Raw genomic sequence first — 13438 nt, forward strand, 5'->3', positions numbered from 1 at the left:
CAGATGCCGGATGGCGGCTTACAGCCTTATCCGGCCTACATTCCAGGCTGCCGGATAAGCGCATTTCAGGCAGTTACTCGTAGGCCGGATAAGCGCAGCGCCATCCGGCATTTTTCCCGTGTACAGATGCCGGATGGCGGCTTACAGCCTTATCCGGCCTACGACTTATCGGGCGACAATAAATCGCTTTTCGTCGTCGATAAACGTCTTCTCCTCCGCGGGCGCGAGGATGGCACCAAAATTCATCTCGGCGCGTAACGTCCAGCTCTCGGGAATATTCCACGTGGCGCGCACATCGGCATCAATCAACAGGTGATAATGCTGCAAATTGGCGCCAATCTGCTTATCCGCCAGCGCCAGCCACACTGCGTATTGCGCAATGCCGCTGCTCTGCTCTGACCAAACCGGGAAGTGCTCGGCATAGGCAACGTACTGGCGCTGCAGGTGGCTCACCACCTCCTGATCCTCGAAAAAGAGCACCGTGCCGGCCGCCGCGCTGAAACCATCGAGCTTATCGGCGGTGGCGTGAAAACTCTCCGCCGGGATCACATTGCGCATCTGCGCCCGCACCAGCTCCCAGAAGCGTTCATGCTCATGATCGAGCAGAATCAGCGCGCGTAAGGTTTGTGAGTGAAACGCCGAAGGCGCCTGGCGGATCGCCTCCTTGATCGTGGCGATCGCCTCTTCGTGCGATACCGGCAGATCTTTCCCCAGCGCGTAGATCGAGCGGCGCGCTTTCGCCAGCGCAAGAAACATCTCCACGGGCGGAACGAGGGTCTGTATGTTGAATACCGTTTCCAGCAACGCTTGCGGCGCTACGGCGGGCGGCGTCACCTCTGTACGGGCGATAGTCGACTTCAATATTTGCTGAAACGGATCCATAAACAGCGCTCCTGTTCTGAGCTGTAACGGTGAAAGTAGCAAAGTTATCTCAACACACGCCGATAAGATTCCATTCAGCAAATAGATGAAAGAAAGCGCGGTATTTAACGCCGCCTTGCGCGCGCGTGCTCAGCGAAAAGGTTAACGGAGTTATTTGCCGTCAGCTATTATTATCCGTCGTGGCGAACGGAGCCCTTTTCCCGATAAAAAAAGGCGCTTCTGACGCTTTTTTTTACGCAAATTTGTGGCAGACCATCTTCTCTTTCATCCTGCATTTGTGCAGTGTAGAGCCTATGGCAAGTATTTATGCAGTCAATGATTCACCCCTTCATCACCTTCTCCAGCTGTTATTGAGCGCATAGTAGGTCATGCGGAACCAATGAAATGAATAATGATAAAAAAGAGCACGATCACAGGGATGAAGAGATCAGCCATCTGTTTGAATTATTAAATAATAATTCAGACTGGGTCTGGGAAGTGGATGCACAAGGGCGTTACACCTGGTCGTCAGACGTGGTGACGGATCTCCTGGGGGTTTCCCCGGAAGAGGTGATTGGCAAAACGCCTTTCGATTTTATGCCGCCTGGCGAAGCCGAGCGCGTTGCGGGGGCATTTGGTGCCATCGTGGCGGAGAAGCGCGCCTTTTCCGGGCTGGTCAACCGCAACCAGCGCGCTGATGGCGGCATTGTGGTGCTGGAGACCAGCGGCGTTCCGCTTTTCGATGAGCAGGGCGAGCTGCGCGGTTATCGCGGCATCGACAGAAATATCTCCAATCTCGGCGAACGTGTGCTGCAACTGGAGACCATTTACGACACCACCGCCGTGGCGCTCTGCATGATCGACAGCCGCGGGCATCTGGTCATGTTCAACAAAGCGATGGCGAAACTGCTCGGCGACAGCGCGCCAAAAGATACCCATTGCCACTTTCAGCAGCTGATGCCAGAGTTCTGGCCCTTCTTCGTTGCCGATTTTGCCTTAGCAAAAGCGGGCGGCGTGCCGCCGTCGCGCGAGCTGAGCTGGCATGAGCGCAGTTACGATATCCAGGCGGTGCCGGTGCGCGACGCGATGGACATTGTAGTCGGGTTGTCGGTCACCTGGGTTGATATCACCGAGCGTCGCCTGGCGGAGCAGAAGCTGGCGAACGCCAATAAGGTGTTGCAGCAGTATGCCCAGCACGATCACCTGACCGGGCTGTTTAACCGCCGCTATATGGATGAGCGCCTGTTGCAGGAGATTAGCCGCGCGCTGCAGGAGGGCTTCCCGCTCTCGGTCTGCCTGGCGGATATCGACTATTTCAAATACTACAACGATTCGCAGGGCCACCAGGCGGGGGATGACTGCCTGCGGCTGGTCGCCACTACGCTGACCTCGGCGCGGCTGCGCAGCAACAACAACGTCAGCCGCTACGGCGGGGAGGAGTTTTTAATTATCCTGCCCGGCACCAGCCTGGCGCAGGCGATGCGCGTCGCCGAAGGGGTGCGGCATGATATCAGCGCCCTCCGGCGTCCGCACGCCGCCAGTCCGACCGGCTTTTTGACCATCAGCATCGGCGTCGCAACCCTGCAAAGCGATCTCCTGCCCCTTGATGAAAAACCGCTGCATATGATTGCCAGCGGGCTAATTCACCGGGCGGATACTGCGCTCTACGCCGCGAAAAAGCAGGGCCGCAACCAGGTGGTCTCTGCCAGAGATATGCCGACCACTTCGCAGGGCGCCTGACGGCGCTTTGTTATGACAGAGCCTGTTGCCAGTCGGCAATCAGATCCGCTTCATCCTCAATCCCCACCGATAAACGGATCAATTGTGGAGTGATGCCGTTTGCCAGCCGCTGTTCGAGCGGAATGGAGGCGTGAGTCATGCTGAAAGGCTGGCTCACCAGGCTCTCTACGCCGCCGAGGCTCTCTGCCAGCGTAAACAGCTTCAGCTTCTGGATGATCTGCGTCGCGCGCGGATCATCCCCTTTCACCACCACCGAGATCATGCCGCCCGGCAGCGCCATCTGCTTACGCGCCAGCTGATAGTGCGGGTGCGACTCCAGCCACGGGAACCACACTTTTTCAACCTGCGGATGCTGCTCCAGCCAGCGGGCCAGTGCCAGCGCGTTACTGCTGTGGCGCTCAACGCGCAGGGACAAAGTGCGGATACCGCGCAGGGTCAGGAAACTGCTGAAGGGATCGAGCACGCCGCCGACCGCGTTTTGCAAATAGCCCAGCTTCTCGGCAAGCGCCGGGTTATCGCCCACCACCGCGAGGCCTGCGACCACATCAGAGTGCCCGTTAAGATATTTGGTGGCGGAGTGCACCACAATGTCGAAGCCCAGTTCAAGCGGGCGATGGATCACCGGCGAGGCAAAGGTGTTATCCGCCACGCTCAGCACATTATGGCGTCTGGCGATGGCCGCAACCTGTTGCAGATCGACCAGCTTCAGCAGCGGGTTGGTCGGTGTCTCGACCCAAATCATCCGCGTTTGTGGGCGGATCGCCGCTTCCAGCCCGGCCAGATCGTCCGGTTTTACCCAGCTCACCTCAAGCCCGGCGCTGCGCCGACGCACGTTCTCAATCAGGCGATAAGTGCCGCCATAAACATCATCAATCGCCACGATATGGCTACCGCTATCCAGCAGCTCCAGCACCGTAGAGATTGCCGCCAGCCCGGAAGCAAAAGCGTAGCCGCGCGTTCCGCCCTCCAGCTCGGCTATCGCCGTTTCCAGCGTATGGCGGGTGGGGTTGCCGCTGCGCGAATACTCATATCCGGTATGCTGCCCCGGCGCCGGTTGCGCGAAGGTGGAGGTGGCATAAATCGGCGGCATCACCGCGCCGTGTTGGTCGTGAAAAACGCCGCTGTGGACGCTCTGCGTAGCCAGTAATTTCATCTCGTGTTCCTTATTGTTCCAGTCGATTACGCCAGGTTGTTAAGACATCGCTGCGGGTAATCAGGCCGACAAAGCGGCCGTTATCGGTGATCACCACCACCAGACCGCGATCGAAAATGTCACGCATGGCGCTTTCCGGCGCGTGTTTATCCAGCACTTCCAGATTGCGGGTCATCGCTGCCTTCACCGGCAGGGCGAAGCGCTCGCTGTCGCCCTGCACATGGCTTATCAGATCCCACTCATCAACCAGCCCGACAAGCTGGCTATTTTCCAGCACCGGGAGCTGCGAAATGTCATACAGCCGCATGCGCGCCAGCACCGTTGCAAGGCTGTCGTCGGGCGAGGCGGTCACCGTTGCGCCTTCATCATGGCGAAGCGCAATAAAGTCCGTCAGATCGCCCTGCGACGGGCGCGTCAGCAAACCCTGCTGGCGCATCCAGTCATCGTTAAACATTTTTGAGAGGTATTTATTGCCGCTGTCGCAGGCAAACGTGACCACCCGCTTCGGTGAGGTTTGCGCCTGGCAGTAGCGCAGCGCCGCGCTCAGCAGCGTGCCGGTAGAAGAACCCGCGAGAATGCCTTCCTGTTGCAGCAGCAGGCGCGCGGTGGCAAAGGCCTCTTTATCGCTAATGCGAAACGCCTGACGTACACCGTCGAGCTGCGCCAGCGGCGGGATAAAGTCTTCGCCGATCCCCTCTACCAGCCACGCGCCGGGTTCGCCGTAGCGACCCGTCTCCACCTGGTCGGCAAGAATGGAGCCTGCCGGATCGGCGAGCACAAATTCGGTGTCGGGAGAGTGTTCGGCAAACCATGCCTGCAACCCGCCGAGCGTCCCGCCGGAGCCGACACCCACCACAATGGCATCAATTTTCCCCTCCAGTTGCGCGAAGAGTTCCGGCGCGGTAGAGGTGGCATGCGCCAGCGGGTTAGCAGCGTTATTAAACTGGTCGATATAGAACGCGCCCGGGGTCTCGTCGGCGAGACGGCGCGCATAATCCTGGTAATAGGCCGGATGGCCTTTGTTCACATCGGAGCGGGTGATCACCACCTTCGCCCCGAGCGCGCGCAGGTGGAAAATCTTCTCGCGGCTCATTTTGTCGGGCACCACCAGCACCAGCGAGTAGCCCTTCTGCGCGGCGATCAGCGCCAACCCAAGGCCGGTATTGCCCGCCGTGGCTTCGATAATGGTTCCGCCCGGTTTCAGCACGCCTTGCCGCTCAGCTTCAGTGATCATCGATAGCGCGACGCGGTCTTTTATCGAGCCGCCGGGGTTCTGGTTTTCCAGTTTTAAAAACAGTTCGCACGGCCCGGTCGGTAATTTGTGCAGTTGCAGCAGCGGTGTATTACCAATTAATTCAGTTACTGAATGAGAAAGTGACATAACCCATTTGCTCGCTAATCAGGGGAGTGAGCGGATGATAGGTCTCTCTTTTTGCGTGTTTAAAGAATCTTTGTTTGGTATTTAGAACGAATAGAAATATAAAGCACTGTTTAGCCATCAGGGCGGCAAGCCGTGCAGTCGTCTGGATGGGTATATCGCTAAAACGATGCTTTTTTAGCGCTTTTTTACCCATTATCTTTACCTGTTCGCCGTCGTTATGCGTTTTTCGGCAATCTTATGCTGAATAAATTCTTAGTTTGCGACGCCGCATTATAACGCTTTTAGCGCTTTCTGCTATATCTAATGTCTATTTGGTTATTTGTATTATAACGCTGGCTGATTATTATCATCTGGACATCCATACTGCTAAACCGCCAAACGGAAAATACCAACGCATGATCGTCCTCAGGAATATCTCCAAGATCTTCGACCAGGGAAAGGCATCGATTACCGCCGTCGACAACGTCAATCTGACGGTTGAGCAGGGGCAAATTTATGGAATTATCGGTTACAGCGGTGCGGGCAAAAGTACACTGATCCGCTTACTGAACGGGCTGGAAAAACCAACCAACGGCAGCGTGGTGATTAACGGCCAGGACATCGCCGCCGCGCGTGGTGAAGCCCTGCGCCAGGCGCGCCTGAAGATCAGCATGGTCTTTCAGCACTTCAACCTTTTATGGTCGCGCACGGTAAGCGAGAACATCGCCTTTTCTATGCAGATCGCCGGTGCACCGAAGAAAGCGATCAACGCGCGCGTTGCCGAGTTGATTGAGCTGGTGGGGCTGAAAGGGCGCGAAAATGCCTATCCGTCGCAGCTGAGCGGCGGGCAGAAGCAGCGTGTCGGCATTGCCCGCGCGCTGGCCAACAATCCCGATGTGTTGCTCTGCGATGAAGCCACCTCGGCGCTCGACCCGCAAACCACCGATCAGATCCTCGACCTGCTGCTTGATATCAATCGCCGCTTCAAGCTGACGATTGTGCTGATCACCCATGAAATGCACGTGGTGCGTAAGATTTGTGACCGCGTCGCGGTGATGGAAGAGGGCAGAGTGGTGGAAGAGGGCGATGTATTGCAGGTCTTTACCCATCCGCAGCAGCCAATCACCAAACAGTTTGTGCGCCAGGTGAGCCAGTATAAAGAAGAGGAAGCTTTCAACCCGGATCTGAACAGCGATCTCGACGGCACGGTGATTAAGCTGACCTTTACCGGCCACAGCACCCATCAGCCGATTGTCGGTGAGCTGACGCTGCGCTACGGCCTGCCGTTTAACATTCTGCACGGCAAGATGTCGCAGACGGCGCATGGTGTATTTGGGCAATTATGGGTGCACGTGGTGGCAACTCCGGAACAACTGAACAACATTCTTACCGATCTCGGCAAGAGCAACATTGAGAGCGAGGTCGTGACCCATGGCTGAATCACTTTTTCCGCACCTGAAATGGGAGCAACTCTGGGCGGCGACGCAGGAGACGCTCTATATGACGGCGCTTTCAGGCGCGGCAACCTTCGTGCTGGGCATTCTGCTTGGGCTGGCGCTGTTTCTCACCGCGCGCGGCGGGTTGTTCCAGAACCGTGCGCTCTATAGCGTCATTTCGATTCTGGTAAACGTCTTTCGCTCGATTCCGTTCATCATTTTGATTGTGCTGTTAATCCCCTTTACCAAGGCGATTGTCGGCTCGATTCTCGGTGCTAACGCGGCGCTACCGGCGCTGATTGTCGGCGCGGCACCGTTCTATGCGCGGCTGGTGGAGATTGCGCTGCGCGAAGTGGATAAAGGGGTGATTGAGGCGACGCGCTCAATGGGCGCGCGTCTCGGTACCTTAGTCTTTCGGGTGCTGCTTCCCGAATCATCGCCCGCGCTGGTCTCCGGTATTACCGTGACGCTGATTGCGCTGGTGAGCTACAGCGCCATGGCCGGGGTGATCGGCGCAGGCGGTTTGGGCAATCTTGCTTATCTGGAAGGATTCCAGCGGAACCATAACGACGTCACGCTGGTGGCGACGGTGACCATTCTCATCATCGTCTTCATCATCCAGTTCTGCGGCGACGTGATTACTTCTCTGTTAGATAAACGATAACTATTGGAAACCAACAACATGAAAAAGACACTGACACTGATTGCCGCAGCTACCCTCAGCGTGCTGAGTTTCTCCTCCTGGGCCGATACGCTGACCGTTGGCGCGTCTAACGTACCGCATGCGGAAATCCTTGAGCAGGCGAAGCCGATTCTGGCGAAGCAGGGCATCGATCTGGAGATCAAACCGTTCCAGGATTACATCCTGCCGAACACCGCGCTGGCGGGCCGTGAAATCGATGCCAACTACTTCCAGCACATTCCGTATCTGAACAGCGTGCTGAAAGATCACGCGGGCGACAAAACCTATGATTTCGTCAGCGCCGGTGCGATCCATATTGAGCCGATTGGTATTTACTCCAAAAAATATAAGTCGCTGAAAGATCTGCCACAAGGCGGCAAAATCATCATGCGTGACGCGGTCTCTGAAGAGGGGCGTATCCTCTCTATCTTTGAAAATGAGGGCGTGATCAAGCTGAAGCCGGGCATCGATAAAGTGACTGCGCGCATCGACGATATCGTTGAGAACCCGAAAAAACTGAAGTTCCTGCCGAACGTTGAAGCGGCGCTGCTGCCGCAGATGTACAACAACGATGAAGGCGACGCGGTGGTGATCAACGCCAACTACGCGATTGATGCCGGTCTCGACCCGGTTCACGATCCGATTGCCGTCGAGAGCGGTGAAAATAACCCGTATGCCAACATCATTACCGTGCATCGCGGCGACGAGAAGAAGAAAGATATCGTGGCGTTGGTGAACGTGCTGCACTCAAAAGAGATTCAGGAGTGGATCCGCACCAAATACAAAGGCGCGGTTATCCCGGTAAACAACTAATCACCCCTGATGCGCGGCCGCCCTGGCCGCGCCTCTCTTCCGCTTCGACCACCCCTACAATTCCCTGTGATTAATCTCACCAATTTTAAACATCCCTGATAAACCTTTTTAACAATGCTCTACTATTGCCCGGTTCAGCCACCGTGGGGGTAGAGATGAAAGATGTGGTGATTGTCGGCGCCGTGCGCACGCCAATCGGCTGTTTTCAGGGGGCGCTGTCGCGTCACTCTGCCGTTGAGCTGGGCAGCGCGGTAGTGCAGGCGTTACTGGCGCGCAGCGGCGTACAGCCGCAGGATATCGATGAAGTGATTCTGGGCCAGGTGCTGACCGCCGGGGCCGGGCAGAATCCGGCGCGTCAGTCAGCGATCAAAGGTGGGCTGCCGAATACGGTTTCCGCTATCACCATCAACGACGTGTGCGGCTCCGGGCTGAAAGCGCTGCATCTCGCCTCGCAGGCGATACAGTGCGGCGAAGCCGACGTGATAATTGCCGGTGGCCAGGAGAACATGAGCCGCGCGCCGCATGTGTTAACCGATAGCCGCACCGGGGCGCAGCTTGGCAACAGCCAGCTTATCGACAGCCTGGTGCATGACGGGTTATGGGATGCATTCAATGATTACCATATGGGCGTCACGGCAGAGAACCTGGCGCGGGAATATGGCATCAGCCGCGAGCGCCAGGATGAGTGGGCGCTCAGTTCGCAACATAAAGCGCGAATGGCTATCGACTCCGGCCGTTTTCGCGACGAAATTGTCCCTGTGCAGACGCAGAGCGCCGACGGCAAGCGTGTGCTGGTCGATACCGATGAGCAGCCGCGCACCGATGCCAGCGCTGAAGCGCTGGCGCAGCTCAGCCCGGCTTTTGAAACCAGCGGCTCGGTGACGGCCGGAAACGCCTCGCCGATTAACGATGGCGCGGCGGCGGTGCTGATGATGAGCGCGGAACGCGCAGAGGCGCTCAACTTACCGGTACTGGCGCGTATTCGTGCCTTTGCAAGCGTGGGCGTTGACCCGGCGCTGATGGGCATTGCGCCGGTTTACGCCATGCGGCGTTGCCTTGAGCGCGCTGGCTGGCAGCTGGATGATGTCGATCTGATTGAAGCCAATGAGGCTTATGCCGCGCAGGCGCTGTCGGTGGGCAAAATCCTTGAGTGGGATGAGAAGCGCGTCAACGTCAACGGCGGGGCGATTGCGCTCGGTCATCCGATTGGTGCCTCCGGCTGCCGCATCCTGGTGTCGCTGGTGCATGAGATGCAAAAGCGTAAGGCGCGCAAAGGGCTGGCAACACTCTGTATCGGTGGTGGCCAGGGCGTCGCGCTGGCAATCGAGCGTGACTAATCTTGCCCGCTTGATAATAACGCCCTCGCCCTGAGGGCGTTATTATTTGTGATCCTTCTCGCAGCTTGCGTTTCAATAAAAATAAAACCTCCGCTTTACTTCCATAAGAATTAACGCAAACACCAAAAATAGCATTATCCCCTGCGTGACCATTCTGTTTTCAACTGATAAGCCTGCTTATTAATTTTATTTGCTTTAACTTCTGCACTTGTTTTTCTCTATTTAATGCTCTCTGTGTAAAACACAATAATAATTATGTGTTGTGATCTTAAACGCTTTTTTTAACCCTAAAGGGCAACTTTTATTGATGCTCGTCACGTGCTTTTACTTCGCTATTTTCTGTAGATATATTTACGATCCAGATCACTAAAATAAAGTTACTATAAAAATAAAATGCAATTCCATAAAAATGGAACATAATTTTAATTATTGAGGTGACTCATGTTTAAGAAAACTCTGGCCCTTGCTACCCTCCTTGGCGCGTCCTTCGCTTCGTACGCTGTTACCGTCGATCTGCGCCATGAATACATTGACAGTGGCTCCAACGCCGATCGCGTAGCCGTGTCGCATCGCTTTGATAACGGCCTGGGTTTTGGCGTCGAGGCGAAATGGAAATCGGGTGGCGATGACGCTGACAAGCCGTTAACAGAGATTGTCGGCAACGGTCATGAAGAGTCGATTAACTGGCGCTGGGCCGCGACCAAAAATATTGCGCTAACGCCAGGTTTTAATATTGAAAGCAAAGATACCTTCTCGATCTATAAACCCTATATTCATGCGCAATACAGCTTTGATAACGGCGTCTATATTGCGGGCCGTTACCGTTATGAATATACCCGTAACCCGGATTCCAACGTTGTCGATAACAAAGTCAATAAATTCGATGCGTGGGTGGGCTGGGCAATGGGCGACTTCCGCACCGAGCTGAACTACGTATATGCCAAGAGCACGGAAGATGTGGTGCGTGAAAATAATAAAAACTACTCCAACGAATATAACGCTAAGCTGGCGTACAAAGTTGATAAAAACTGGTCACCGTATGTCGAAATCGGCAATGTGGGCGTGAAAAATACCGACGAACGCCAGACCCGTTTCCGTTTGGGTGTCGCTTACTCTTTCTGAATCTCCGAATATCTTAAAAAACCCGGTGCCTGGCGCCGGGTTTTTTATGCCCGCTCTATGACCATCCTACTTCTTCGCGCCGCCCGTGCCCTACGCGTAGGCCGGATAAGCGCAAGCGCCATCCGGCAACAGAGTTCGCTGCAATTATGCCGGATGGCGGCGATGCCTTATCCGGCCTACATAGCTGCGGTATCCGCCATGGTTTTCGCCTTTAAAGCATGCTCCGCATATGCCCTAAATAATTCGTGTTGCAGGTAGGCGGCGACGCAGAGCATCCCCGGGAGCTTACTGAAGTAAGTGACCGGGGTGCGCGAGGAAAGCCAACGCCCCTGCGGCGCGAAGTATAACGGGCATTAAGAGTGGGCAAAAAAAGGCCCTCCATAGGAGGGCAAGGCCAGTTACAGAAACACTCACTCAAATTCAGGGTTGTAGCAGGGTGCGCTGCTCGGGCAGTTTGGCGATATAGAGCGCCGGTTTGCCGTCTTTATCGGAACTGAACAGCACTGCGCTGTCATCCGGGGTAAACGATGGATGCGGATGCGTGACCTGGCGGCTGTTGGCAAAGGTCGCCCAGGAAGTATCGTGACGCGCGACGCGGTAATACCCTTTCTGCGCCACATCGAACACATAGAGATAGGGGTCGTTATCAATGGTGTAGCCGCCGGTATCCTTCACATCCACCGGCGTGCCGGAGCCATCACCGACCAGCAGCGTACCGTCAAAGTTACTCATCAAATGCGAGCAGGCCGGCATCGGCATAATCTCTTCATTCACGCCGCTCTCCGGGTTGTAGCGGGAGATGGTGCGCCCCTGTTCGCCTTTCAGGTAAGAGACATAGACCAGCGCCGAGCCGTTCGGCACCCAGAACTCATGGGTACAGCTCTCACCTTCAGCATGATCCTTCACCTTGCGCACGTTGCTGCCATCTTCATTCACCAGCCACATCCGCGCATCGACCAGATCGTGCGGGCCTTCATGGCAAAACGCCACGGTGTTGTCATCAAACGGGCGATAGATCGGGTGACCGAGCCAGATCTTCTCTTCATGAATCACCTTGCTTTCGCCAGTCTGTAAATCAACGCGCAGCAGGCGGCAGTGTGGCCCTTTATGGAAGAAGTCATGGAATAGCTGCCAGTCATTGAGCGGCGTCCAGTCGCTGGCGGCAATCTCAATCCCGACCAGTTTGGTGCAGTCGCTGTTGGCGACCCAGGTACCGTAACCCACCCACTCCTCGGGGACGCGGTAGATCTCGCGTTCAGCCAGCGTGTGCAGGTTAACTTCGCGCAGGGTACGATCGTTTTTCACGTAGTAGAGCGCGCTGTCATCCGGTGAGAGAAAGCCGCCAAAAGTGTTATCGCCCGCGCCTTCGGTTAACTGCACCGCTTCGGCATTCTCAATATCCAGCAGATAGTAGTTCCAGTTGCCGTCAAACTCGCCGGCAAACAGCAGGTGGCTGCCATCGTTAAAGAAGCACTTTTGATAGAAGTAGTTGCGGTGACACGTCACCTCCGGAGGGGTTAAGCGGGTCACTTCCGCGCCGGTATCCGGATCGCGGCTCACTGCATAGTTGAGTTTTACCCGCATGCCTTTCGCCATTTTTCTCTCCTGTAGAGGGGCCGGCCGCCATGTTGCGTCCCCGCATGACCCCGTATCTGCTTAAGTTTAAAAATAGGATTTCAATTTATCAAAACATCGTTTCAATATGTGTGATTGCGGGCGCAATTTATAAGAAAATTATTACGAAAGGGCTTAACAGCGGTTCTGATATCACGGTCGTGAATAATGGGCTTTGATTTTAAACGAGAAATTTTGCTGCGACGGTCAAATTTCAAAGATTGTTTTAACTTGTTGATTATTATTAATTAATTAACATGGCGCGGAACGCTTCTGCGCCCCGTATCGCTTGTCAACGCTCAACAATCGTGATCCCACTTCCAGAACGGAAAATAACTAACATAAAAATTGAAACGTTGTTTTATATAAGATTGAAAACGTGTTTTAGCCGGGATAAGATGCAGCAAAAGTTGAAACGGAACACTGTTTCTCTGTTTCGTCTCAGGCCATTTTGCTGAACATTGATGTCGGAGGTAAGTGTGGAAGTCAGACAAAGCATCCACAGCGCACACGCTAAAACGCTGGATACCCAGGGGTTGCGCAACGAGTTTTTAATCGAAAAAGTGTTCGTCGATGATGAATACACCATGGTTTACAGCCACATCGATCGCATCATCGTCGGCGGTATCAAACCGGTAGCGAAAAGCGTGTCGGTTGGCGGCGAAGTGGGTAAACAGCTGGGCGTCACCTATTTCCTCGAACGCCGCGAGCTGGGCGTTATCAATATCGGCGGCGCGGGCACCATTACCGTTGATGGCGAGATTTATGAAATCGGCCATCGCGATGCGCTCTATGTCGGCAAAGGGGCGAAAGAGGTGGTGTTCGCCAGCGTTGACGCGGCGACACCGGCGAAGTTTTACTACAACTGCGCCCCGGCTCATACCACCTACCCAACCAAAAAAGTGACGCCTGCGGAGGTTTCGCCCGTCACCCTCGGCGATCCGTTAACCAGCAACCGCCGCACCATCAATAAGTACTTTGTGCCGGACGTGCTGGAGACCTGCCAGTTAAGCATGGGGCTGACCGAGCTTGCGCCGGGCAACCTGTGGAACACCATGCCGTGCCACACCCACGAACGCCGCATGGAAGTCTATTTCTACTTCAATATGGAAGAGGATGCCTGCGTATTCCATATGATGGGCCAGCCGCAGGAGACGCGTCATATCGTGATGCAGAACGAACAAGCGGTGATTTCACCAAGCTGGTCAATCCATTCAGGTGTCGGTACGCGCGCGTACACCTTCATCTGGGGGATGGTGGGCGAAAACCAGGTCTTTGATGACATGGACCACGTCGCCGTAAAAGATCTGCGCTAATTGC

General features: G+C 55.4%; 12 protein-coding genes. 7 read left to right on the forward strand and 5 right to left on the reverse strand.

What is annotated here, in order from left to right; all coding sequences use genetic code 11:
* Positions 1-165: 165 nt before the first annotated feature.
* A complete protein-coding gene (locus tag IAE48_RS17955; RefSeq protein ID WP_370569038.1) occupies positions 166-756 on the reverse strand; it encodes a nitroreductase family protein in 591 nt (196 codons plus the stop codon).
* Between the two features lie 510 nt (positions 757-1266).
* Between IAE48_RS17955 and IAE48_RS17960 the strand changes: the two genes are divergently transcribed.
* Entirely contained in the window at positions 1267-2601 is a 1335-nt protein-coding gene (locus tag IAE48_RS17960; RefSeq protein ID WP_200135173.1) for a sensor domain-containing diguanylate cyclase, read from the forward strand.
* 10 nt (positions 2602-2611) lie between these two features.
* Here IAE48_RS17960 and IAE48_RS17965 read toward each other — a convergent pair whose 3' ends face one another.
* From IAE48_RS17965 to IAE48_RS17975, 3 genes are read right to left on the reverse strand one after another with little or no spacing between them, the layout of a single operon-like run.
* Positions 2612-3754 carry a PLP-dependent aspartate aminotransferase family protein gene (locus IAE48_RS17965; protein ID WP_200135174.1) on the reverse strand — a complete coding sequence of 381 codons (1143 nt, stop codon included), beginning with the start codon at positions 3752-3754 and terminating at the stop codon, positions 2612-2614.
* 10 nt (positions 3755-3764) lie between these two features.
* A complete protein-coding gene (locus tag IAE48_RS17970) occupies positions 3765-5135 on the reverse strand; it encodes a cystathionine beta-synthase (RefSeq protein ID WP_200135175.1) in 1371 nt (456 codons plus the stop codon).
* A complete protein-coding gene (locus IAE48_RS17975; RefSeq protein ID WP_200135176.1) occupies positions 5110-5328 on the reverse strand; it encodes a hypothetical protein in 219 nt (72 codons plus the stop codon). The genes IAE48_RS17970 and IAE48_RS17975 overlap by 26 nt, the downstream gene beginning before the upstream one ends.
* Before the next feature lie 202 nt (positions 5329-5530).
* Between IAE48_RS17975 and IAE48_RS17980 the strand changes: the two genes are divergently transcribed.
* From IAE48_RS17980 to IAE48_RS18000, 5 genes are all read left to right on the forward strand, one after another.
* Positions 5531-6553, forward strand: coding sequence for a methionine ABC transporter ATP-binding protein (locus IAE48_RS17980; RefSeq protein ID WP_023481044.1), 1023 nt, complete (start codon positions 5531-5533; stop codon positions 6551-6553).
* The gene (locus IAE48_RS17985) at positions 6546-7214 is read left to right on the forward strand and encodes a methionine ABC transporter permease (RefSeq protein WP_042713275.1); all 669 of its coding nucleotides are present in this window, start codon (positions 6546-6548) and stop codon (positions 7212-7214) included. The genes IAE48_RS17980 and IAE48_RS17985 overlap by 8 nt, the downstream gene beginning before the upstream one ends.
* Positions 7215-7232: 18 nt before the next feature.
* Positions 7233-8045: a MetQ/NlpA family ABC transporter substrate-binding protein gene (locus IAE48_RS17990; protein WP_200135177.1), complete on the forward strand. Its 813-nt coding sequence runs from the start codon at positions 7233-7235 to the stop codon at positions 8043-8045.
* A gap of 155 nt (positions 8046-8200) precedes the next feature.
* A complete protein-coding gene (locus IAE48_RS17995) occupies positions 8201-9382 on the forward strand; it encodes an acetyl-CoA C-acetyltransferase (RefSeq protein WP_200135178.1) in 1182 nt (393 codons plus the stop codon).
* Between the two features lie 441 nt (positions 9383-9823).
* Positions 9824-10504, forward strand: a complete 681-nt coding sequence (locus tag IAE48_RS18000; RefSeq protein ID WP_042713273.1) for an oligogalacturonate-specific porin KdgM family protein — start codon at positions 9824-9826, stop codon at positions 10502-10504.
* Between the two features lie 420 nt (positions 10505-10924).
* Here the strand turns inward: IAE48_RS18000 and IAE48_RS18005 are convergent, their stop codons facing one another.
* A complete protein-coding gene (locus IAE48_RS18005; RefSeq protein ID WP_094421950.1) occupies positions 10925-12100 on the reverse strand; it encodes an oligogalacturonate lyase family protein in 1176 nt (391 codons plus the stop codon).
* Positions 12101-12597: 497 nt separating this feature from the next.
* Between IAE48_RS18005 and kduI the strand changes: the two genes are divergently transcribed.
* Positions 12598-13434: a 5-dehydro-4-deoxy-D-glucuronate isomerase gene (gene kduI, locus IAE48_RS18010; RefSeq protein ID WP_200135179.1), complete on the forward strand. Its 837-nt coding sequence runs from the start codon at positions 12598-12600 to the stop codon at positions 13432-13434.
* The last annotated feature ends 4 nt before the right edge of the window (positions 13435-13438 follow it).

This window comes from Kosakonia sp. S57 (assembly GCF_016516575.1).
In the GTDB taxonomy this organism is placed as follows: Bacteria; Pseudomonadota; Gammaproteobacteria; order Enterobacterales; family Enterobacteriaceae; genus Kosakonia; species Kosakonia cowanii.